Source organism: Priestia sp. SB1 (assembly GCF_038898415.1).
Window position 1 is genome coordinate 13,607 of sequence record NZ_JBBJSS010000007.1, and the last position, 22,047, is coordinate 35,653.

Consider the following 22,047-nt stretch of genomic DNA (forward strand, 5'->3'; position numbering starts at 1 on the left):
CTCCATTAAAATATCTTTATTTTCCACTTTATCGAAACTGTTAGCTGAATTCAAGGGAATCCACTTACAATTTGACACAATCATTATAGTTTGTTGAAACTGCAATCATTGTATGTACCCTTTTATTTAACGATAAATTCAGTTATGAAGTCAACTAATGTTCTTTGATTAAAAAACGTAATTCATGCACGATGACGCAAATAATAAGCAAATAAAAAACGACTAAAGAGTGGTCTTCAATCGTTTTTCATTTACTTACCGGATGGTGCAATATAGTTCATTTCACCTATCTTTACATATTGTCTCGGTTTATAAGAGGCTTTTAACAGGGAAGAGTCTATTGATATAGAATTTTCAGCTTCACTTTTAGAAGTGATTAGCATCCTGTTTTCTTCTTTCATTTCCAAGTGATTATTCAGTACAAATCCGCTCATACATAATGCGCTAAAAATGAGAAAACTGATGGTTATTTGTTTCCTATACATTTCCATCACCTCACTCTTAGAGTGACAATTTCACCTGATTTTTATACGTCTAAAAAAATTTTTTTATGTTTTTTTTATGGATTTTGTGACGAGTTTCTATTTATTTAATAAGGTTTGAAAAATCCGCTGATACTAAGAATTAGCATGGATGCATGCATAATTAAATTATTATATAATCGGTTACAGAATTGAATATCACAAGGAGGTTTGTCTTTTGTCGTGGTTGCACTTGGTGATTTTATCGCCTTTTTTATTAGCCTTTTTTGTCCCGCTTCTGTATAGGAAATTCCAGCGTATTCATACAGGGTGGTTCGTTTTACCTCTCCCACTTGTGTTGTTCATTTATTTCACACAATATATCAGTGGTGTTTCTAAAGGGGAAACCTACCTACATTCAATGAAATGGATACCTAGTCTGGGCATTAACTTTGATGCTTATGTGGATGGACTCGGTCTTCTATTTTCTCTGTTAATCACTGGAATTGGGACACTTGTTATTCTTTACTCCATTTATTATCTTTCTAAGACAAAAGAAGCGCTGCATTCGTTTTATGTCTATTTGCTTCTTTTTATGGGGTCTATGCTAGGAGTTGTATTATCAGACAACTTAATGAGTCTTTACAGCTTTTGGGAATTAACAAGCCTTTCATCTTTTTTATTGATTGGTTATTGGTACAAACGAGAGAAATCTCAATACGGAGCCTTAAAATCTATGCTCATTACCGTATTCGGAGGACTTTCCCTATTAGCAGGAATTGTACTTTTATATGTCATGACAGGTACTTTCAGCATACGCGAAATTATCTCAAACGTAGATGTGGTTACATCAAGTCATCTATTTATTCCAGCTCTAGTCCTCATTTTATTAGGGGCCTTTACAAAATCTGCTCAGTTTCCTTTTCATATTTGGCTGCCAGATGCAATGGAAGCTCCAACCCCAGTGAGTGCATACCTTCATTCAGCTACAATGGTAAAAGCGGGAATTTATCTTTTAGCAAGACTAAGCCCTGTTTTTGCTATAAGCGCCACTTGGTTTTTTGTTATTTCAATCATAGGACTAATTACACTGTTTTGGGGCTCGTTTTCAGCAGTAAAGCAACAAGACTTGAAAGGGATTTTAGCTTTTTCAACAATTAGTCAGCTTGGGATGATTATGTCACTTATAGGAGTAGGTAGCGCAGCTATTCACTATGATTTTTTAGACGATAATATCTACTTAGTGGCTCTTACTGCAGCAGTTTTCCATTTGATTAACCACGCTACCTTCAAAGGCAGCTTGTTTATGGTAGTAGGCATTGTCGATCATGAAACAGGCACGCGTGACATTAGAAAGTTAGGCGGGTTAATGAGCTTCATGCCTGTCACATTTACCATTGCTATCATTGGGGGATTTTCAATGGCAGGTCTCCCTCCCTTTAACGGATTTTTAAGTAAAGAGATGTTTTTTACAGGCATGGTAAACGTGACAAAAATGGATATGTATAGCATGCAGACGTGGGGAATTTTGCTGCCTATCATCGCTTGGGTGGGAAGTATTTTTACGTTCGTCTATAGTATGATTCTTGTCTTTAAAACCTTTACAGGCAAATACCAGCCCGAAAAGTTGGAGAAGAAGCCGCATGAAGCACCAGTAGGCATGCTGATTTCACCGGTTATTTTAGCATCATTGGTTGTTATTTTTGGCTTTGCTCCTAATTTATTAGAATCAACTCTTATTGAGCCAACAATGGCCTCTATCGCACCTAGCCTGCTAGAGGCAGGTAAAGAATATCAAGTGCATATTAAATTTTGGCACGGTTTTACGCCAGAATTATTTATGACGCTAGGAGTCATCACATTTGGTATTTTGTTGTTTATGACGCTTCAAAAGTGGTCAAAAATTTATACACGATTCCCTTCTTCTTTAACGCTTAATAACGGATATAATTATGGCATTAAAGGGATGGAAAAAGGCTCAACGCGCATCATGAAAACATTAATGACAGGATTTATTAGAGACTATCTTTTAATCATTTTTACTTTCATAGGCATTTTACTTCTCGTAACCCTCTTTTCTCAGAATGCCTTTGCGATTGATTTAAAAGATACTGCTTCTATCGGCGTTTATGAAGCCATACTAGCAGTTGTAATGGTTGCGGCTACTATTACAACTTTATTGGCAAAATCACGCCTCACAGCCATTATTTCGCTGGGAGTTGTCGGGTATACGCTTTCTTTATTTTTCGTATTATTCCGTGCTCCTGACTTAGCTTTGACTCAATTAGTTATTGAAACTGTATCAGTATCACTGTTTTTACTATGTTTCTACTACTTGCCGGAGTTTCGGAAGCGAAAAGTAAGGGTGAAGTTTCAACTGCCAAACTTACTGGTTGCCCTTCTTGTAGGAACGACCGTTACATTGCTTGGCATATCAGCAAACAGTACAAAACTATTTGAATCGATTTCACATTACTTTATTGAAAACAGTTATGAAAAAGCAGGCGGCGAAAACATGGTGAACGTGATTCTTGTTGACTTCCGCGGATTTGATACATTATTTGAAATTACCGTACTTTGTATAGCAGCTCTTGCTATCTATGGCATGATTCGTCTTCGGTTAACAAAGGAGGAAGAAGAGTGAAAAAAAATGATTTGATACTACAAACAACAACGAAAGTAGTCACATTCATTATTATCATTTTTGCCATTCATCTTTTCTTTGCAGGTCATTATACACCTGGAGGAGGGTTTGTTGGGGGACTTACTACCTCAGCTGCCCTTGTATTACTACTGCTGGCTTTCGATATAAAAACCGTATCGAAAGTCATCCCATTTGATTATAAGAAGGTTGCGGCTTCCGGTCTGCTGCTAGCTATTTTAACCGGGCTGGGATCATTTATTTTCAAAGTTCCCTTTCTCACTCACACGTACAGCTACTTTAACCTTCCCCTTCTCGGGAAAACATCTTTAGCTACCGTTGTACTGTTTGATTTAGGCGTATATCTAGTAGTTGTTGGTGTTACGATGACCATTATTCAAACGATTGGAGAGAGTGAATAGTGGAAATATTAATGTCCGTAGTGGCAGGGATTCTATTCACTGCCGCTGTATATCTCATGTTATCCCGCAGTTTACTGCGAATTATTATTGGAACAGGCTTATTAAGCCACGGTGTTCACCTGTTGATTTTAACGATGGGCGGATTAAAAGGGGGGAGTGTTCCCCTTCTGGGAGAAAAGGCTTCTTCTTATACAGATCCTTTACCTCAAGCCCTCATTTTAACTGCCATTGTCATAAGCTTTGGCGTCACTTCTTTTTTCCTTGTACTAGCTTACAGGGCTTATCAAGAACTCGGAACAGACGATATGGACAAGTTAAGGGGAAATGAACATGACGAGTAATTTTGTAATCATCCCACTGCTTATCCCGTTTGTTGTAGGTGTTGTGCTCATTTTTTTCAAAGACAATATTAAACTTCAAAGGATAATCAGTGTTTTATCATTAATCACCACCACTGCTTTTGCTGCATATTTGGTACAGTTGGTTCAATCAAAAGGTGTTTTAACTCACGAGCTTGGGAACTGGAAACCTCCTTTTGGAATTATTCTAGTAGCGGACATGTTCGCTTCCCTTCTCGTACTTACTGCTAGTATCGTAACACTATGCTGCGTTCTTTTTGCTTTTCATACAATTGGCGAAAAACGTGAACGCTTTTACTTTTATTCGTTTGTACAGTTTTTATTAGTAGGCGTATTTGGCGCTTTCTTGACAGGTGATATCTTTAACTTATTTGTCTTTTTTGAAGTCATGCTTATGTCTTCGTACGCTCTCATTGTAATTGGCGGTACAAAAGCACAGCTTCGAGAGTCTCTTAAGTATATTTTAGTCAATGTCATTTCATCTGCTTTGTTTGTAATTGCTGTTGCTTATTTGTACGCCGTAACAGGAACTCTCAACATGGCAGACCTTTCGCAGCGAATTGCAGAGGCTAATCAGCCGGGAATTTTAACAACCATTGGCATGCTTTTATTTATTGTATTTGCATTAAAAGCAGCTTTATTCCCAATGTATTTTTGGCTTCCAGGTTCGTACAGTGCGCCTCCACCCGTTATCATCGGGTTGTTTGGTGCATTGCTCACAAAAGTAGGCGTTTATTCGATTTTCAGGACTTTCACTTTACTGTTTTACCATCATCCTGAATTCACTCATCAAATTATCGGCTACGTTGCGCTTTTGACTATCGTTGTTGGTGCAGTAGGCGCCATTGCTTATTCGGATGTGAATAAAATTTTAATTTATAATATTATTATTGCTGTCGGAGTCATTGTCTACGGTGTAACTTTAACAACAAAAGCAGGTTTTGAAGGAGCCATTTATTATTTAATTCACGACATGATTATTAAAGCAGCTCTCTTCCTTCTTGCTGGAAGCATCATTCGAATAACTGGAACAACAAAATTAAAGAAAATGGGTGGGTTAATTAAAGACTATCCGCTGCTTGGCTGGATGTTTTTTATCGCTACTATTTCGTTGGCAGGAATTCCTCCCCTAAGCGGCTTTATTGGAAAATTCCTTTTAGTTCAAGGCGGTTTAGAATCAGAGAGCTACACGTTTGTAGGAGTTTTACTCGTTTCAAGCCTGCTCGTTTTATATTCTGCCATTAAGATTTTCATGAGCTGCTTCTGGGGTGAACCTACGCTTTCTTCTGAGCATGAAAAAGTATCCCTTAAAGGTATTCTATACCCATCCGCTATCTTACTTGCTGTTTCTGTCTTTTTAGGACTAGGTGCAGAAGCTGTTATTCCTTATGTGTCGACAGCCGCTCAAACGCTTATGGATCCTTCAATTTATATCCAATCGGTGTTAAAGGAGTAGATCTGCATGTCATTTCAACTATTATTAAACGTAATCATTGCATTCACATGGATGTTTTTGAGAGGGATTTGGACACTACCTTCCTTTATTATAGGATTTTTCTGGGGAGCGGTACTGCTGTTTGTTTTCCGCCGTTTTTTTCACAGACGTTTTTACCTGCATAAAGTATATGCGATCATTAAGCTGCTGTTTATTTTCATACGAGAATTATTCAAAGCCAATATTGCAGTGACGAAAGACGTATTGCGCCCTAAATTAAATATTCAGCCAGCCATCTTTGCAATGCCAACCCGTCTGGAGAGTGAATGGGAAATTACCATTCTTTCTCTTTTAATTACGCTAACGCCAGGCACACTGGTAATGGATGTGTCAGATGACAATTCTACTATCTATATTCATGCAATCAATACCGACGATATTGATGACATTATTACAGATATTCAGCAAACATTCGAAAAAGCTATTATGGAGGTGAGTCGTTAAATGCTCGATATTTTTCTAAACGTTTCGCTCATTCTCATTTCTGCTTCAACTATTGGGTTTGTTTACCGAGTGGTAAAAGGTCCGTCAACTGCTGACCGAGCAATGGCCCTTGATGCTATTGGAATTAACATCATTGCTATCACGGCCATCATCTCGATTATTTTTCGAACTCAGGCTTTTTTCGAAGTCATTTTACTGCTAGGCATCATAGCCTTTGTAGGTACCGTTGCTTTTTCTAAGTTTTTAGAGAAAGGAGAAGTGATTGAATATGAACGTGATCAGTGAAATCATTGTAGGAGCTTTGGTACTAATAGGGTCTCTTCTGACAGTTGTGACCATGATTGGGCTTATTCGTTTGCCTGATACGTACACAAGAAGTCATGCTGCCTCCAAAAGTGCTACCTTAGGCGTCCTGTTTATATTAGTGGGCTGCTTACTCTACTTTTGGATTGACACTGGCCATATTAGTGCACGGTTAATTTTAGCGATTGTTTTTGTGTTTATCACCTCTCCTATTGCTGGGCATTTACTAGGAAGAGCAGCTTATTACAGCGGAGTTCCTCTTTCTGATAAAACCGTTCGGGATGATTTGAAAACCAAACAGCAGAAAAAGCTTACCCATCATGAATAAAAAAAAACGCCGTGCGGTTTGCACGGCGTTTTTTATCGAGAATCTTATAAAGAAGCGCGTAGGATTGCTAGTACATCTTCTTTGTTTAATTTTTTAAATTTACCAAATTCACCTTTGGCCATTGCACGATCAGCCATAAGATCTAATTTGTCTTCGCCAATATCATAATCAGCTAAGCGAGTTGGTGCACCTAGGCTTGACCAGAATTCACGAAGCTTATCTACACCTTCAAGTGCTACTTCTTTATCTGTCTTACCTTCCGTATCTACGTTAAATACGCGTACAGCTACTTGCTTGAAGCGATCTACGTTCTCATCCATTACGTGTTTCATCCAGTTCGGGAATAAAATTGCGAGTCCACCCGCATGTGGAATATCATATACAGCTGATACCGCATGCTCAATATTATGAGTAGCCCAATCGCCTTGGTGTCCCATTTGTAACATACCGTTTAATGCGATGGTACCATTGTATAAAATCGTTTCACGTAACTCGTAGTTTTCTAAGTCGTTTAATAATTTTGGTCCCGTTTCAATAACCGTTTGTAGCACACCTTCACACATACGATCTTGAAGCGGCGTATTTGTTGCAGCATGGAAATATTGTTCAAATACGTGGCTCATCATGTCAACCATACCATAAACTGTTTGATTTTTTGGTACAGTAAATGTATTAACCGGATCTAAAATAGAGAATTGAGGGAATGTTGCCGGACTGCCCCAGCCGTATTTTTCTTGTGTTTCCCAATTTGTAATAACAGAACCAGCATTCATTTCTGAACCTGTTGCTGCTAATGTTAGCACTGTTCCAAATGGAAGAGCTTCAGCTGCGAATACGTCGCGGTTAATGATGTCCCATACGTCGCCATCATATTTTGCGCCTGCTGCGATTGCTTTTGTACAATCGATTACGCTTCCTCCACCTACTGCAAGTAAAAATTCAATACCGTTTTCTTTACAAATATCGATTCCTTTGCGAACAGTTGTCAGACGAGGATTCGGTTCTACTCCCGCTAACTCATGTACTTCTGCATTCATGTCATTCAGTACATCCATTACTTGATCGTATAAACCGCTGCGTTTTACACTTCCTCCGCCGTATACTAATAATATCTTTTTACCAAAGCGACTTGCTTCTGTTTTTAATTGCTCTAATTGACCTTTACCAAAAATTAATTTTGTAGGATTATAAAATGTAAAATTGTTCACTATAAACTCCTCCTTACGAGCTTGATTACATGCATCATTATGAAGAACAACTTTTTGATTGTAAAGAAAATTGACTTCCTAAAGATTATTCCCTGTTGGCTAGATGCTCACCCCATCCAAATGAACGTTTATTTGTCTGTATCTTCCAAAAGCAAATATGCATATTTCCCTCTAAAAAAAGCAGGCTAATAAGTGAACTACAAAACAAGGAGGGTTCATCATGAGTGGTATTCAACGTATTGCGCTCGTATTAACGATTATTGGAGCAATTAACTGGGGACTTATTGGCTTTTTTCAATTTGATTTAGTAGCAGCAATCTTCGGCGGTCAAACATCTGCTTTCTCCCGCATTATTTATGGATTGGTTGGAATCGCAGGACTGATTAACCTAGGTCTATTATTTAAACCTTCTGCTGAAGTAGAGCGTACAGAACCTAGAACGGAACATTAAAAAAAGAAGGATAGCTAAGCTATCCTTCTTTTTTTCTTATTTCTTATTTCTTAATTAGATCTTCGCGGTTTGATTGCTCAATCCACTCTTCTAATTTTTCTTTTAATGTGTTGAATCCTTGAGTAGATTCAGTATGAACTGTTGCTTGACCTTGACGCTTTTTAGCAGGTTTTTTAGGTGCAGAAGCTTCAGTTTTTTCTGGAGCTGGCTCAGTTGCACGAATAGATAAACCAATTTTACCAGTTGACTCATCAACAGATAAAACTTTAACGTTTACTTCGTCTCCTACTGATAAATGTTCGTTAATATCTTTAACGAAGCCATGTTTTACTTCTGAGATATGAACTAATCCTTGAGTTTCTTCATTTAATGCAACGAATGCACCGTATGGTTGAATTCCTGTTACTTTACCTTTTGTAACAGTACCGATTTCAAATTTTGACATATAAACACTCCTAGATACCTTATTATTTTCACCATTATAGCCAATTTAAAATTATAGCACAGTTCATAGATTGAATCAAAAAGTAGTTATACTATATTTATTATTTACCAATTTCGTCACAAATATAAACTAACACTACATTTCATCATAGCAAAAAAGATATTATATCAAACCGTCTATACGATATGACATAATATCTTATTTTTATTATAACTTATTTTCAACAAAACGGCTAATCCGTTTTATGGATTCTTCTAATGATTCCATTGAAGAGGCGTATGAACAGCGAATATGTCCCTCTCCGCCTTTTCCAAATACATTGCCTGGCACGACGGCTACTCGTTCTTCAAGCAAAAGCTGCTCAGCGAATTCTTCCGATGACAATCCCGTTTTCTTGATAGACGGGAATACATAAAACGCTCCTCCGGGAGAATGGCATTCCAGACCAATTTGATTTAATGACTTCACCATATAGTTCCGTCTTCTGCGATAGCTTTTTCTCATCTCTTCTACGTCATGCTGCCCGTTTTGTAGTGCTTCAATTGCTCCATACTGGGCCATGGTAGGCGCGCACATCATTGTATACTGATGAATTTTCAACATTGCTTTAGCAATCTCAGTTGGTGCACATATGTACCCAAGACGCCATCCAGTCATAGCAAACCCTTTAGAAAAGCCTGAAATAATAATAGTTCGTTCTTTCATTCCTTCTAAAGAAGCAATAGATGTAAATTCTTCATCATATGTTAATTCTGCATATATTTCATCCGTGATAACAAGCAAGTCATGCTTGATTACAATATCCGCAATAGCCTGCAACTCTTCTTTAGATAGCGAACTTCCTGTTGGATTATTAGGAGAACATAAAAGAAGGGCTTTCGTGTTACTTGTAATGACTTCTTCAATCTGTCTAGGCTGTAGTTTAAACTCTGTTTCCGCCGTTGTTTCAATTGCCACAGGAACTCCTCCTGCTAGCGAAATTAACGGGCTGTAAGACACAAAGTTTGGCTCCACGACAATAATCTCATCTTCAGGGTTAATCAAAGCTCGCATTGTAATGTCTAAAGCCTGACTTCCTCCAACGGTCACAATAATATCATCTTTATAATCATACGAGACGTTAAAATTTCTTTTCATATACTTCATAATTTCAAAGCGGAGCTCTAAAAGCCCCGCATTTGCTGTATAAGAGGTATATCCTCTTTCCAACGATAAAATACTCGCTTCTCGAACAGCCCAAGATGTGACAAAATCAGGTTCACCTACTCCAAGAGAGATGACGTTATCCATACTTGCTGCTAAATCAAAAAAGCGGCGAATACCTGAAGGTTTCAGCTGTTGTACAGTTGTTGACAAGCGCTCTTTCATTACGGAGACACCACGATTCTGCGATCTTCATCGCCTTGGTCGTAGATGGTACCATCGTGCTTGTATTTTTTCATAATAAAGTGAGTCGTTGTAGATAAAACAGAGTCTAGCGTAGAAAGCTTTTCAGAAACGAAAAATGCTACTTCAGACATTGATTTTTCTTCAATAATAACAGACAAATCATATGCTCCTGACATTAGGTACACGGATTTTACTTCTTGAAAACGATAGATGCGCTCCGCAATCTCGTCAAAGCCTACTCCTCGCTTTGGTGCAACTTTTACATCTATCATAGCTGTGACGCCCTCATGTCCATCTACTCGTCTCCAGTTAATATCAGCTGAATATTGCACAATTACTTTTTCTCTCTCTAGCTTTTTAACAATATTAGAGGTTTCTTCAAACGTTAAATCCACCATTTTTGAAATACTATCTATTGAAATACGGCTATTTTTTTCTAGAATTTCTAAAATTTCTAACTCTTTTTCTTCTAAGAACACCGCGTTCCCCTCCTACACCGATTAAATTTTTTCACTTTTTCCATTATATCAAATTTAAACACATCTTTAATGTGAAATCTATACCGGTAATTGAGTTTCATTTTATAGATTGCTGGAAATTAGGACAGACTAGAAAGAAAAAGATGGAGTGAAACAAATTGACTGACTCTAAAATTACTTGCCACCAGCGTACTTTTAATGGCGTCAATGTTTACTACGAATGCCATAACTATCACCCTGATAAACCAGCTATTGTATTTATTCACGGCTTTTTATCATCCAGTTTTAGCTTTCGGCGTTTAATTCCTTTATTTGAAGATACGTTTTCTATCATTACGCTGGACCTTCCGCCATTTGGGCGAAGTGAAAAATCGTTAACCTTTCAATACTCGTATAAAAACTTAGCCAAAATTGTCATCGAGTTGATTGAATACTTAAAATTGAAAGATGTTGTACTATCGGGACACTCAATGGGAGGACAGGTTTGTTTAAACGTAGCAAAATTAAAGCCTTCTTGTGTATCAAAACTCGTTCTTCTGTGCAGCTCAGCTTATTTAGGCCCTTCACATTATGGGTTGGTCATGTCTTCTTATGTTCCCTTCTTTTATCTGTGGGTAAAAACGTGGCTGTCTCGCAAAGGTGTATTAGGTAACTTGCAAAATGTCGTATATGATCATCAGTTAATCGACGAAGAAATGATTGATGGCTATACTGAACCCTTTTTGGATGACCGTACGTTTATGGCTTTAACAAGAATGATTCGTGATCGAGAAGGAGACCTCTCCTCAAAGGATTTGCAGCACATAAAAAAACCAAGTTTACTCATTTGGGGAGAAGAAGACCGAGTTGTCCCTTTACATCTCGGACGTAAATTAAAAGATGATTTGACAGACTCTACCTTTATCTCGTTAAAGGAAATTGGACATCTTTTACCAGAAGAGTGTCCCGACATTGTGCAGTCTCATATGGTCGATTTCTTGTACAGTGAAAAAGCCCTGTCTCAATAATGACGGAGCGAGTTCATATATTTCACACGAGGCGCTAACTTTAATAAAAAATTTATTAGTGGTGCTTCAGCCAATTTTCCCACTTTCTTTATTGACTTCACAAGTTAACTTCGTTGACAAACGTATTAAAAATAAGCAAACTATTATATTAAAAAAGGGGGTACTTTTATTGTCTACTTTTTCTTTTGATCAATTAATTAATCGTACAGGTACGCAGTCCGTAAAGTGGGACAAAACAGATCTCGTTTTTGGAGCAAAAGATGTTCTGCCTTTTTGGGTAGCTGATATGGATTTCCAAGCGCCGCCTAATGTTCTTCAAACCATTAATGAGCGTGTCAAACACGGTATTTTCGGCTACACTTCCCCTACTGAATCTACGGCAAATGCTTTATCATCTTGGGTAAAAAACAAGCATCAGTGGACCATTGATCATGAATGGATTACATACAGTCCAGGAGTTGTATTTGCCCTGAGTATGGCTATTCAAGCATTTACGGAACCTGGAGATTCAATTTTAATTCAACCGCCAGTTTATACTCCGTTTTTCAACATGATAGAGGTAAATGATCGAGAAGTTGTTGAAAATCCGTTAAAACTTGCGGGCGATAAATACGAAATTGATTTTGCAGATTTAGAGAAAAAATTTGCAGAAGGCGTAAAATTAATGATTCTTTGCAGTCCTCATAATCCAGTAGGACGTGTGTGGACAAAAGAAGAACTGAAGAAGCTTGCCGATCTTTGTCAAAAATACAATGTATTAATTGTTTCAGATGAAATTCATTCTGATCTAATTTACCATCCTTATAAACACATTCCCATCAGCATGGTGAGTGAAGATGCAGCCAATCGAACCATTACGTGTATGGCCCCTAGCAAAACATTCAATATACCAGGACTTCAAGCTTCAGCTATTATTATTCCAAATGAGAAGCTGCGCACACAGTATGTTCAGCAGCAGCAAAAACAAGGGTTTTCTAATTTAAACACATTCGGAATCATTGGATTAGAGGCGGCTTACAGTGAAGGTGAAGAGTGGCTAGAAGCACTGCTTGTGTATCTGAAGAAAAATGTAGATCTCGTGACGCGTTTTATAAGTGAGAACTTGCCTGAACTGCGGGTGGTTCAGCCAGAAGGAACTTATTTACTATGGATTGACTGCAACAAGCTGCACTTATCAGAAGAAGAATTACATGAACGTTTATTAGAAAAAGGCAAAATCGCCGTAGAAAAAGGCGAAAAATACAGTTCCACATATGGAAAAGGTTTTATTCGCTTGAACATTGGCTGTTCACATGAACAACTTCAAGAAGGATTAAATCGCTTAAAAATAGCTTTAACGTAAAAAACAGCGTTCTTTCTCACGAAAGAACGCTGTTTTTAATGTTTTTTTGAAATAACTCCGCACGCGATTCGCTTGCCAGAATTACCTGATGGCTCTGTCATTCCATCATCAACTTGTTCAGTAATGACAAGAGAGGAACCATCCATACGCTTAACGAGAGACGTCTTTCCTTCTTTTAACGTGACTTGAGGAACCATATCCGTTCCTTTATACGTCTGATCGTCTTCTACCACAATATTTTTCATATCGCCTAAATGTGGTCCTTTTGGATTTAACAGTCCGTGTTTCTTTTTATCAGGATCAAGGTGATTTCCTGCACTTTTAAAGTTAGGAGCTTTGCAAATCCCCATTTCATGAATATGTACGCCGTGTTCGCCAGGTGGAAGTCCGCTTAAATCGTACGTAAACTCAATTCCATCAGCCTGCTCTTTCAATTTGACTGTACCTATGCTATCTCCATCTGCGTTATAGACTTTGACTTCTTTATTGGATATTTCTTTTTCCATACACCCCGTTAACAAGAAAAAAGGCACGGTTCCAATGAGTAGTAGTTTTTTCATGTTGCCCTCCAATCGCATACGCACTAGCGAAAGTTTTAGATGTCTTTCCATAGATTGTCCAGCAACATATCATTTTAAACGCTTACATTTTATTTGCATTTCATTAGAGTGACTTCTTATTTTCTTGTTCTTTCAACTTTGCTTCTAATTCCTTCGTTTTTTCTTCTTCTTTTTTAGACACCTTGATGATGAACCGCCAGACTGCAACTGCTGCTAGTACAAAAATCGCCATTGTAGCAAAAGCAGGAATATATTCTGTTTTATCTTCCGGAAAATAAAGCAAAAACATTAAATACATCATGTACAACATCCTTTCATAGAAACGGTAGTAGGTTTTGATTTATACTGTTTATAACAAACACTTTACTTAAAGGAGATCTGGCAATATGACATTTACAATTGGTCAAACCGTTACAGCACTTTATAAAACCGGGAAATACATCGGTGAAATTACACAAGTTCGAGATCTGCATTATGTTGTACGAATTCAAGCTGTGTTGAAGCATCCAGAACAAGGTGACTTACATAATCCTGGACAAGTGGACGTACCTTTTTTTCACGAGCGAAAAGCACTTGCGTTTCGAGAGCAGGCCAACATTCCTCAAAAAATGGTTCATCTCTATGAAGACAGCGTTCCTGATTATAAGCATTCACTAAAAGAAGCCCTTGAATTAAAGATAGCTGAACAACAAGCCAAAGATAGCGCTTTTGCTCAAGCAAGCATTGACTGTTTAGAAGAGTTAAAAAAAGAGTACGGTATTCATTAAGCAAAAAGCCAAATTCACATAGAAGTGATTTGGCTTTTATAATGCAAATTTATTTAATACTTTTGAAAAATCGATTCGATCTCCTATGGTCGTTGGCTCCGGCTTTTGAAGGTACCGCTTATCTTTTTCTACAAGCTTAAAGATGTTGAGTGTCGTCATCGCATCGTCAAGCGCGCAGTGGTGCTTTCCAGTTCCTTCTTTACCATACTCTTGCACAGCTTTCCAAAGGCCGGTTTGATTTTGATCTCCAAAAAAGCGCTTATACTCCATCGAAAGATCAATTTCTTTACCTGTAAAAGGAAACGGCACCTTATTTTTTTGACAGCACTGCCTTAATACTTTCATATCCATGTTTCCCCATGTAATAATCGTGCTGTTTTTATACATGCCCAGTCGCTGTACAAGCTGCTCTAGCGTAATTCCTTCATTTACTTGATTTTGTTCGATATGGAGAAATGATTTACAGCGCTCAGTTAATTTTGTGAAGTGTGTAGGCTGTACGTAAGAGGAGAAACGATCAATGATTTCTTGATTTTTAACAAACACCAAACCAACTTCAATGATTTCCGGAAAAAAGCCTTTTGGAAAACCTTTATACTCTGGCATTGTAAATTCAAAATCAATGAATAAATACTGAGAGTTCTTATCCAATATTATCACCCCTTTGTAAAATAAACCGCCCTACTATATTAATGCTATTATAGCACGATTGAACAATCGGAAGGTCTATTTTCTGTTCTTATTTTTAATATTATGAATATTCTAGTTGCTGAATAAAAAGAATACTTTACTACTACTATATTCTAGAGCATGTCTCTATGCGCAGGGTAACTGTCACGAATAGACATAATTTCGCTTCTTTTTTTTACCTATTTTTTCACTTTTTTATGTATCCTCTCTTCCAAATTCTCTTTAAGCTCTCACATCAGTGTGTGAGGTGCTCCTCCTGACTTCAAAAGCATACCTCACACCTTTTAGACTAAGCCTTTCTTATATTTAAGCTTTAGGCAGAATAGCAAGCGTGCACCGGGATATACAGATTAAATTCTCTTCTTCATCTTGAATTTTCACTTCCCAAACCGCTGTTTTTTTTCCTTTATGTAAAGGAACGCCTATAGCTGTAACTGTTCCATCTTTTTTCCCTTTGATGTGATTAGCATTAATCTCTAAACCCACGCAGATTTCTTTTTCAATATCTACACTTTTAATAGCACCTAGACTAGCCACAGTTTCGGCTAACGCCACCGATGCTCCTCCGTGCAAAAGCCCGAATGGCTGACGCGTTCGCTCATCAACAGGCATCGTCGCTTCCACTCTTTGTTCACTTGCGCTAATAATCTCAATTCCTAATGCTTCTAACAGCGTATCTTTTGTTTTCATATACATACCTCCCTTTGTATCTAGTATACAATAACGGTTTTGCTACAACATATACGAACCCTCTACATATACATAATAAAAATCCGTTTTTTAGGAGGATTCTTATATGAAACCATTTGCTCCCTTGTCTTACTACTGGCCATCGTACTACATGCCTCACCCTTATACATACAGGGTACCTAGCTTACCTGAGGCGGACATAGCGACTTTCCAGCAATCTCTTAAAGTGATTCCCTCTACCATGCAAAGCGCTACCATATTTATTCAAAGAGCTAACGCTTCGCCAGCTTTAATAAAAAAAATAAAAGCTGCTGCTCAAGAATCTAAAATGAGTGAAGTAAAAAGACTCATTCTTTCAACAGGCGTTAAGGCCAAAATTGATGTTTTTTATACGCCAGACTATATTAAAATTACGTTTATTCATCCCGATAACCAATTTGACTGCTGTCACGTTTCGTTAAATATTAAATGGTAAAACACAAGGAAAAAAGTCTTATTTTCTTTTGAAAAAGATGTACATGTTGTTTTGTTTCGAATATTATAATATATGCCGTTTTTGGATGTAAAAACAAATTACACGATAATTGTATTTAGGAAATAAATATGATATTGTATTTGGAAATATATTTTTTCTTTAGGAGGGATGACATGATGAGACATGTTACGCTAGTAGAAATTTTCACGCATCCTATCGCTCAAAAATATTTAACACGATCTGGCGTTGCGCATGCTGTATCGGTCGCCTATCATGCGTTTCGTCTATCTGTACAGCATAATGTAAACCCTGATTTAGCTACAAAAGCAGCGCTGCTTCATGATATTGGCCACTACGAATGGTACACAAATGGTCAGTGGGATTATGAGAAGTATCGTCAAAATGATATTCACGCTATTAAAGGTGCTGAACGTGCACATAAATTACTCATTCGTTTAGGCGAGGAACCTCAGGCGGCAAAAGAAATTGCCTTAGCTATTTTACTACACACAGACTCCTATTTGCCTGAAGGAACCATTCAGCAACGCCCTCTTCAAAAAGTAGTCAAACTAGCTGATGAAGCTGATGAAGAGCCAGGCGGCAAACATCATTACCGTGAAATGGAATACAATTTGGCTGTAAAGAAAATTAAGGAGCTTGATAAGAAAGTGCTTGAACTTCTACATTCCAACCAATTTAAACAGTTAGGCTGACAGGATTAACTCCTTTCATAAGAGTTAATCCTTTTTATTATTTCTCCTCATAATTCCCTGCAAATTACTCATACTACTTATTGATTCTCATTTTTGGTTAGTTAGGAGGAAGAAGAATGTCTAAAAACGCTAGAGGTTACGTGCAGGATTCTTGTACGTCATTAAATCAGGCAAAAGCAAGCCTTGAACAAGCTCTTCAAACAGTAGAGAAAGATTCAAATCGCGAACATATTGAACAATCTCTTCAGGCTGTAGAGCAAGCATTAGGAGCTTGTGACAGCACTGCTTCTACTCTTTCTCAAGCATGAAAAAAAAGCAGCCGGTTTTGATCGGCTGTTTTTTTTTCATTAGAGACCCTCTATTTACAAGATAACTGAGGCAACCCACCCAAAAATAATGAGTGGAATGTTATAGTGAAGAAAAGTTGGTACACACGTATCCCAGATATGATCATGTTGACGATCGACTGCTAGTCCAGATGTTGGTCCAAGCGTACTGTCTGAAGCTGGTGAACCAGCGTCTCCAAGCGCTCCCGCTGTACCAACAATACAAATCGTTGCCATTGGACTCATACCAAGTTCTAAGCAAAGAGGAACAAAAATCGTCGCGATAATTGGAATGGTAGAGAAAGAAGAACCAATGCCCATTGTGACTAAAAGCCCGATGACAAGCATAAGAAATGCACCCAGCATTTGGTTTCCGCCAATAAGAGCAACAGAGCCTTTTACAAGTGCTTCTACATCTCCAGTTTCTTGAAGAACTTTTGCAAAACCAGAGGCTGACAGCATAACAAATCCGATGAAAGCCATCATTCTCATTCCGTTCGTTAATACTGGATCTGCTTCATTCCACTTCAAGGCCCCGCTGAAATAAACGACCACAATTCCTGCAAGCGCTCCGAAAATCATAGAATCTACTAAGAGCTGCACAGTTAAAGCCGCTACAATCGCAAGTAACGCTACTATAATCCCTCTTGTTGTGTAACCTGTACGCTCCTCTGCGCCTTGATCAATGTCAATGTCTTTATAACTGCGCGGCTTACGGTACGAAATAAACACAGCAAACAATAAGCCCGCTACCATTCCTAAAGCTGGAAGAGCCATCGCCGTGGTAATATCTCCTTTATCAATCGTTAATCCACTTTCTTTGATGTTAGTAAATAAAATGTCGTGATAAATCTTACCGAATCCTGCCGGCAAATACATATAAGGTGTAACCAATCCAAATGTAATAACTGTTGCGACTAATCGGCGATCTATTTTCAACTGATTAAATACTTTTAATAGCGGTGGAATTAAAAGCGGAATAAATGCAATGTGAACCGGAATAACATTTTGAGAAAAACACGAAATAATAAGGATGATCAATAAAATTAGTACTTTTGACAGTGACTTCTTTTTCGTTTCTCCTTCTTTTCCTACTATTTTCAACGCTAGCTGAACAACGGCATCAGGCAGCCCTGTCCGCGAAACAGCCATTGCAAATCCTCCAAGCAAAGCATAGCTTAATGCAACAGAAGCACTGTTTCCAAGACCATCTGTGTATATACTTACTGTATCTGTGAGGCTGATACCGCCAACAAGTCCTCCAATTAGCGCTCCGACCGCTAAAGAAAAGACAACGTTGATACGCAATAAGCTCAAAATCAGCATCACGAGCACAGCTATTAATACTGCATTCATTTTGAAACCTCCATTTTTCTTTTTACTTTATCTCATTAAAACATTAGAGAGATAAACAACATGTTCATTATATTAGGTATAGAAAAAAAGTCAATCATCTTACTAAATAAACGTTTGTTTAACTTCTCTACATCCTTAACAATATAAGGATTTTTTTAAACAATCTTTTCTTCCTAAAAAGAAAAAAATGTTATGTAAACATATTAAAAAAGAAGCATCTTCGATGCTTCTTTTTACGTTTCTTTCTATCACTGCTATGTTCTTTTTATTAATTGGCTTCAAATGAACAAACCATCGCAGCTAGGGTTCGCACCATCACGCCTGTTGCACCTGAAGGTCCTAACTCATGAGAAGCAGCGGATGTTGCAGTTCCAGCAATATCCAAGTGAACCCATGGTGTTTGCTCTGCAAACTCACCAATAAAGGTTCCTGCCATAATTGCGTGCCCCTCCCGTCCAGGAGAGTTATTTAAATCTGCTACTTTACTTCCCCGAACACGCTTTTTGTCTCGTTCTGTAATAGGCAGCTCCCAAATCGGTTCGCCTGTCTCAATGCTCGCTTTCGCTATTTGCTGCAATAAAGCAGAATCATTCGTCATTGCCCCAGTTGTGTGTGTACCAAGAGCTACAATTACACCACCCGTTAATGTCGCCACGTCTACTAAATAATTTGCTCCATGATGCTTGGCATATGAAATACCATCAGCTAGTGCTAAACGCCCTTCAGCATCTGTGTTCAGCACTTCTATTGTCTTTCCATTCATTGCTGTAATAACATCATCTGGTTTAAAGGCACGCGCGCTAATAACGTTGTCAGTTGATGGAATGACCGCTACTACGTTTTGATGAGGTTTTAATTCTCCAATCGCTTCCATTGCACCAAGAACAGATGCAGCTCCACCCATATCTGTTTTCATGCCTACAATCCCGTCTTTAGATTTGATAGAGTAACCACCTGTGTCAAAGGTAATCCCTTTTCCTACCAACCCAATAACGTCTTCCCATTTTTCTTTACCTTGATATTTCAGCACAATCATTTTAGGAGGCTCTGCGGAACCTTGATTGACTGCGAGCAACGCGCCCATCCCTAGCGTTTCCATCTCTTCTTTTTCTAAAATTTCATATTCAAAACCATATGTATGTGCCATTTCTACTGCATAATTAGCTAAATCTGTAGCCGTTAGCATATTGCTTGGTAAGTTAACGAGAGTGCGGGCTGAGTTTGTTGCTTTCCCGTACGTATATCCAACCAACGCAGATTGTACAACGTCTTTATAAAAAGAAAACAGTTCAATTTTTTCAAGCTGCTTGTCAGGTTCGTTTGATTTCTTTTTGTAGTTTTCAAACTCGTACATAGCAAGCTGTTGAGCTTCTCCTATTAAAGCTGCAGTTTCTTGCTCTGACCACTCTCCTGTATCAAATGTAGGAAGGACAACCGATGCGTTTGAAATTTTTGCTTCTTTTAACTTTTTAAATAAAAGGCCAAAGCTTTCTTTGAGCCCATTTTTAGTTAACGCCTGCTTTCGTCCGAGCCCTACAAAATAAAGACGTTTTGCTCCTAATTTTCCTAGTGTATGAATCGTTGATATACGCTTTTCCTGTACGCGAATATCTCCTTCCTTAATCAAATGAATGAGCTGTCCACCTAAGGCATCATCAATTTCTTTTAGAAAGCCTTCAAACTGTTGGTTTTGATTAAATAACCCGATTACGAGCGCTTCTGTTTGATGATCAACACCATATGTTTCTACGTGCGAAAACATAAAATTCCTCCCTTTTACGTATAGATATTTTATTTTTATTTATCATCTGCTTTGTTTAATCTATTCAGCAAGTGGAATATATATCATATTCACCACTGTTTTCATCTATATACATATGATAGCAGAAATACAATTTTTAATCACAGTTCAAAAACCTTAGTTTCACACATATACTTTCATCTACCACTGTTTTCATCATACGGATTTATCTTTTTAGACATTTTAAGTTGAGGGAGGACATCTCAATGGAGTTATTCTCAAATTTTCCACTTTGGAGTTCATTAATCGCTATTTTCTTTGCTCAATTTATTAAGATTCCCCTTTCTTTTGTAGCTACTAAAAAAATAGACGGCAGCTTATTTTTTAGTACGGGGGGCATGCCAAGCTCTCACTCCGCAGCCGTAACTTCCTTAGCAACTGCCATTGGGCTAGCAGAAGGTCTTAAATCCCCTATTTTTGCTCTATCCGCTATTTTTGCCATCATTGTCATGTTTGATGCTAAAGGAGTAAGAAGACACGCAGGAGAGCAAGCAACAGTTTTAAATCGTTTGGTTGAAGACTTTCAGCGCGCAGTAAAAGAGGCAAAGCTGTGGACGACCAATGAAGAGGACGAAAAACAAGTGAAGCTAAAAGAACTGCTTGGGCATAAGCCTATTGAAGTTTTCTTTGGAGCCTTAACAGGAATAGCAGTTGCTTTTGTAACGTATTATGTATGGCCATAAAACATAAGAAAACACATGAAGAATGCTTCATGTGTTTCTCGTTTATTTCACCTGCTGACGAAAAACTTGCATCGATTTCTTTTCATTCAGCATTGTTAACTCTTCTTCAGTTAAACGGCCGTCTCCTGATTTGACTACATAGACGTTTAATTCTTTCTTACCCCATATGTTATACACATCAGAAACAGTTTCAAAGTATAAATCAAGATGATTGCCTTTAATAGCCCCACCTTTATCTGCTACCACTCCGTACCCATAGCCCGGAATGAACAAGATCGTGCCAATTGGAAATATGGTTAAATCAGCAGCGATGGTTGAATACAAGTCACGTTTTACTTTAACGCCCGAATATGTAATACCATACCCTGGATGATTGGGATTTTTCCCAGTTGATTCGTAACCAGCTGTGTAACCCGTAGCCAATACATTCTTAGTTGGATAACGCGACCAATCAAATGCTTCTTCAATTGTCAGACGCTCTCTGTCATTGCTAGCTGCTTCAGCTCTTAGTGGTTTTAGAAATGATGGTAAGAGCCTTTCATTCATTAGAGGATGCCCTGTACTGTTTATAAAAGGCATATATTTGATGACCGTGTTTATTGGGACGCCAGTAATTGCTTCATATGTTGTAAACAGCGCTCCGACCAGTAGTAGGCACATAATGAATCGCTTTGCTATTTTTCCAATCATTGTGATTTCCACAACTCCTCTCACGAATCTATTTGTTTCCAACATAAAAACAAATTATTCGTTCGCGAGAAGAATTTACATTCAAAACATTTGGTACCCTCTTGTTCGTAAAGATTTAATGGTAATACCTGAAGCTAGTGCACCTATAAAACCAGCCATTAAAATCGCAATGTCAGCTGTGGCTAAAGATAGCACTTTTGTACCTAGCTGCTGAAAGGAGTGAGCGGGATGTTGAATGTAATCAACCGCTCTTACATCATCAATAATAAGAATAAAAATTACGGGATAAATAATGGCCATAATCCAAGACATGCGAAGCAGCATATTCAACAAGAAACCGATTCCAAAAAACAACACAAAAAACAACAAGATGGAGATAATTAGGACAGGCACACTCATTTCCATTGCTTTTCGCCTCCGTTACTCTTTATACTCTCAGTTTACTTAAGAGTAATCAAGGCGTCAATCACAGAAAAGTAAGTTAATACCAAAAAAGCAAAAGGTTTGAAGACCTTTTGCTTT

The 22,047-nt window shown here is 37.9% G+C and carries 28 protein-coding genes; 15 read left to right on the top strand and 13 right to left on the bottom strand.

The window, feature by feature from the left end:
- Positions 1-251: 251 nt before the first annotated feature.
- On the bottom strand, positions 252-485 hold the full coding sequence (locus tag WKH56_RS24305; protein WP_328132430.1) for a hypothetical protein: 234 nt from the start codon (positions 483-485) through the stop codon (positions 252-254).
- A gap of 214 nt (positions 486-699) precedes the next feature.
- Here WKH56_RS24305 and WKH56_RS24310 point away from each other — a divergent pair, with 214 nt between their 5' ends.
- Genes WKH56_RS24310 through mnhG form a run of 7 tightly spaced genes read left to right on the top strand, consistent with a single transcriptional unit; the run spans position 700 to position 6,453 of the window.
- Positions 700-3,105, top strand: a complete 2,406-nt coding sequence (locus WKH56_RS24310; RefSeq protein ID WP_047749620.1) for a Na+/H+ antiporter subunit A — start codon at positions 700-702, stop codon at positions 3,103-3,105.
- On the top strand, positions 3,102-3,524 hold the full coding sequence (locus tag WKH56_RS24315) for a Na(+)/H(+) antiporter subunit B (protein ID WP_013085301.1): 423 nt from the start codon (positions 3,102-3,104) through the stop codon (positions 3,522-3,524). Before WKH56_RS24310 ends, WKH56_RS24315 begins: the two co-directional genes overlap by 4 nt.
- Complete coding sequence (locus tag WKH56_RS24320; RefSeq protein ID WP_033580470.1) at positions 3,524-3,865, top strand: Na(+)/H(+) antiporter subunit C; 342 nt, start codon at positions 3,524-3,526, stop codon at positions 3,863-3,865. The genes WKH56_RS24315 and WKH56_RS24320 overlap by 1 nt, the downstream gene beginning before the upstream one ends.
- On the top strand, positions 3,855-5,339 hold the full coding sequence (locus WKH56_RS24325) for a Na+/H+ antiporter subunit D (RefSeq protein ID WP_034264157.1): 1,485 nt from the start codon (positions 3,855-3,857) through the stop codon (positions 5,337-5,339). Before WKH56_RS24320 ends, WKH56_RS24325 begins: the two co-directional genes overlap by 11 nt.
- 6 nt (positions 5,340-5,345) lie before the next feature.
- Positions 5,346-5,822 carry a Na+/H+ antiporter subunit E gene (locus WKH56_RS24330; RefSeq protein ID WP_013059594.1) on the top strand — a complete coding sequence of 159 codons (477 nt, stop codon included), beginning with the start codon at positions 5,346-5,348 and terminating at the stop codon, positions 5,820-5,822.
- Positions 5,823-6,107 carry a Na(+)/H(+) antiporter subunit F1 gene (locus WKH56_RS24335; protein ID WP_013059595.1) on the top strand — a complete coding sequence of 95 codons (285 nt, stop codon included), beginning with the start codon at positions 5,823-5,825 and terminating at the stop codon, positions 6,105-6,107.
- A complete protein-coding gene (gene mnhG, locus WKH56_RS24340; RefSeq protein ID WP_013085304.1) occupies positions 6,091-6,453 on the top strand; it encodes a monovalent cation/H(+) antiporter subunit G in 363 nt (120 codons plus the stop codon). The genes WKH56_RS24335 and mnhG overlap by 17 nt, the downstream gene beginning before the upstream one ends.
- Before the next feature lie 44 nt (positions 6,454-6,497).
- Here mnhG and WKH56_RS24345 read toward each other — a convergent pair whose 3' ends face one another.
- Positions 6,498-7,661: an iron-containing alcohol dehydrogenase gene (locus WKH56_RS24345; protein ID WP_013085305.1), complete on the bottom strand. Its 1,164-nt coding sequence runs from the start codon at positions 7,659-7,661 to the stop codon at positions 6,498-6,500.
- 220 nt (positions 7,662-7,881) lie between these two features.
- Here WKH56_RS24345 and WKH56_RS24350 point away from each other — a divergent pair, with 220 nt between their 5' ends.
- The gene (locus WKH56_RS24350) at positions 7,882-8,112 is read left to right on the top strand and encodes a DUF378 domain-containing protein (protein WP_013059598.1); all 231 of its coding nucleotides are present in this window, start codon (positions 7,882-7,884) and stop codon (positions 8,110-8,112) included.
- A gap of 43 nt (positions 8,113-8,155) precedes the next feature.
- On the opposite strand, the gene yugI is transcribed toward WKH56_RS24350, so the two are convergent.
- The 3 genes from yugI to WKH56_RS24365 form a co-directional block, all read right to left on the bottom strand.
- Complete coding sequence (gene yugI, locus WKH56_RS24355) at positions 8,156-8,557, bottom strand: S1 domain-containing post-transcriptional regulator GSP13 (protein WP_013059599.1); 402 nt, start codon at positions 8,555-8,557, stop codon at positions 8,156-8,158.
- Between the two features lie 207 nt (positions 8,558-8,764).
- Positions 8,765-9,925: an aminotransferase gene (locus tag WKH56_RS24360; RefSeq protein WP_013059600.1), complete on the bottom strand. Its 1,161-nt coding sequence runs from the start codon at positions 9,923-9,925 to the stop codon at positions 8,765-8,767.
- Positions 9,925-10,425, bottom strand: a complete 501-nt coding sequence (locus WKH56_RS24365; RefSeq protein ID WP_013059601.1) for an Lrp/AsnC family transcriptional regulator — start codon at positions 10,423-10,425, stop codon at positions 9,925-9,927. Before WKH56_RS24365 ends, WKH56_RS24360 begins: the two co-directional genes overlap by 1 nt.
- Positions 10,426-10,583: 158 nt before the next feature.
- On the opposite strand from WKH56_RS24365, the gene WKH56_RS24370 reads away from it, so the two are divergent.
- Together WKH56_RS24370 and WKH56_RS24375 are read left to right on the top strand one after the other, a co-directional pair.
- Positions 10,584-11,432 carry an alpha/beta fold hydrolase gene (locus tag WKH56_RS24370; protein WP_049166269.1) on the top strand — a complete coding sequence of 283 codons (849 nt, stop codon included), beginning with the start codon at positions 10,584-10,586 and terminating at the stop codon, positions 11,430-11,432.
- Positions 11,433-11,601: 169 nt separating this feature from the next.
- The gene (locus tag WKH56_RS24375; protein ID WP_049166270.1) at positions 11,602-12,774 is read left to right on the top strand and encodes a MalY/PatB family protein; all 1,173 of its coding nucleotides are present in this window, start codon (positions 11,602-11,604) and stop codon (positions 12,772-12,774) included.
- Between the two features lie 35 nt (positions 12,775-12,809).
- Here the strand turns inward: WKH56_RS24375 and WKH56_RS24380 are convergent, their stop codons facing one another.
- Together WKH56_RS24380 and WKH56_RS24385 are read right to left on the bottom strand one after the other, a co-directional pair.
- Positions 12,810-13,334: a superoxide dismutase family protein gene (locus tag WKH56_RS24380; protein WP_342836890.1), complete on the bottom strand. Its 525-nt coding sequence runs from the start codon at positions 13,332-13,334 to the stop codon at positions 12,810-12,812.
- A gap of 103 nt (positions 13,335-13,437) precedes the next feature.
- Positions 13,438-13,635: a hypothetical protein gene (locus WKH56_RS24385; RefSeq protein ID WP_033580465.1), complete on the bottom strand. Its 198-nt coding sequence runs from the start codon at positions 13,633-13,635 to the stop codon at positions 13,438-13,440.
- Positions 13,636-13,720: 85 nt separating this feature from the next.
- On the opposite strand from WKH56_RS24385, the gene kapB reads away from it, so the two are divergent.
- Positions 13,721-14,101, top strand: coding sequence for a kinase-associated lipoprotein KapB (gene kapB, locus WKH56_RS24390; RefSeq protein ID WP_049166271.1), 381 nt, complete (start codon positions 13,721-13,723; stop codon positions 14,099-14,101).
- A 36-nt stretch (positions 14,102-14,137) separates the two neighbouring features.
- On the opposite strand, the gene kapD is transcribed toward kapB, so the two are convergent.
- Both kapD and WKH56_RS24400 read right to left on the bottom strand, forming a co-directional pair.
- Positions 14,138-14,752 (bottom strand): 3'-5' exonuclease KapD, encoded by a 615-nt coding sequence (gene kapD / locus WKH56_RS24395; RefSeq protein ID WP_013085312.1) that lies wholly within the window; start codon positions 14,750-14,752, stop codon positions 14,138-14,140.
- A gap of 345 nt (positions 14,753-15,097) precedes the next feature.
- Entirely contained in the window at positions 15,098-15,481 is a 384-nt protein-coding gene (locus WKH56_RS24400; RefSeq protein ID WP_033580463.1) for a hotdog fold thioesterase, read from the bottom strand.
- A 106-nt stretch (positions 15,482-15,587) separates the two neighbouring features.
- Between WKH56_RS24400 and WKH56_RS24405 the strand changes: the two genes are divergently transcribed.
- The 3 genes from WKH56_RS24405 to WKH56_RS24415 all read left to right on the top strand — a co-directional run bounded on the left by WKH56_RS24405 (position 15,588) and on the right by WKH56_RS24415 (position 16,977).
- On the top strand, positions 15,588-15,956 hold the full coding sequence (locus tag WKH56_RS24405; RefSeq protein ID WP_033580462.1) for a YuzC family spore coat inner layer protein: 369 nt from the start codon (positions 15,588-15,590) through the stop codon (positions 15,954-15,956).
- A gap of 176 nt (positions 15,957-16,132) precedes the next feature.
- Positions 16,133-16,669, top strand: a complete 537-nt coding sequence (locus WKH56_RS24410) for an HD domain-containing protein (RefSeq protein ID WP_013059610.1) — start codon at positions 16,133-16,135, stop codon at positions 16,667-16,669.
- Positions 16,670-16,785: 116 nt separating this feature from the next.
- Complete coding sequence (locus WKH56_RS24415) at positions 16,786-16,977, top strand: hypothetical protein (protein ID WP_033580461.1); 192 nt, start codon at positions 16,786-16,788, stop codon at positions 16,975-16,977.
- Positions 16,978-17,031: 54 nt separating this feature from the next.
- Here WKH56_RS24415 and WKH56_RS24420 read toward each other — a convergent pair whose 3' ends face one another.
- Entirely contained in the window at positions 17,032-18,351 is a 1,320-nt protein-coding gene (locus WKH56_RS24420) for a Na+/H+ antiporter family protein (RefSeq protein WP_033580460.1), read from the bottom strand.
- A 268-nt stretch (positions 18,352-18,619) separates the two neighbouring features.
- Positions 18,620-20,113 (bottom strand): leucyl aminopeptidase, encoded by a 1,494-nt coding sequence (locus WKH56_RS24425; protein WP_168761560.1) that lies wholly within the window; start codon positions 20,111-20,113, stop codon positions 18,620-18,622.
- 245 nt (positions 20,114-20,358) lie between these two features.
- Between WKH56_RS24425 and WKH56_RS24430 the strand changes: the two genes are divergently transcribed.
- On the top strand, positions 20,359-20,835 hold the full coding sequence (locus WKH56_RS24430) for a divergent PAP2 family protein (protein ID WP_013085319.1): 477 nt from the start codon (positions 20,359-20,361) through the stop codon (positions 20,833-20,835).
- A gap of 42 nt (positions 20,836-20,877) precedes the next feature.
- Here the strand turns inward: WKH56_RS24430 and WKH56_RS24435 are convergent, their stop codons facing one another.
- The gene (locus WKH56_RS24435) at positions 20,878-21,525 is read right to left on the bottom strand and encodes a 3D domain-containing protein (protein ID WP_034264182.1); all 648 of its coding nucleotides are present in this window, start codon (positions 21,523-21,525) and stop codon (positions 20,878-20,880) included.
- 81 nt (positions 21,526-21,606) lie between these two features.
- Positions 21,607-21,930: a YuiB family protein gene (locus WKH56_RS24440; protein ID WP_033580457.1), complete on the bottom strand. Its 324-nt coding sequence runs from the start codon at positions 21,928-21,930 to the stop codon at positions 21,607-21,609.
- Positions 21,931-22,047: the final 117 nt, after the last annotated feature.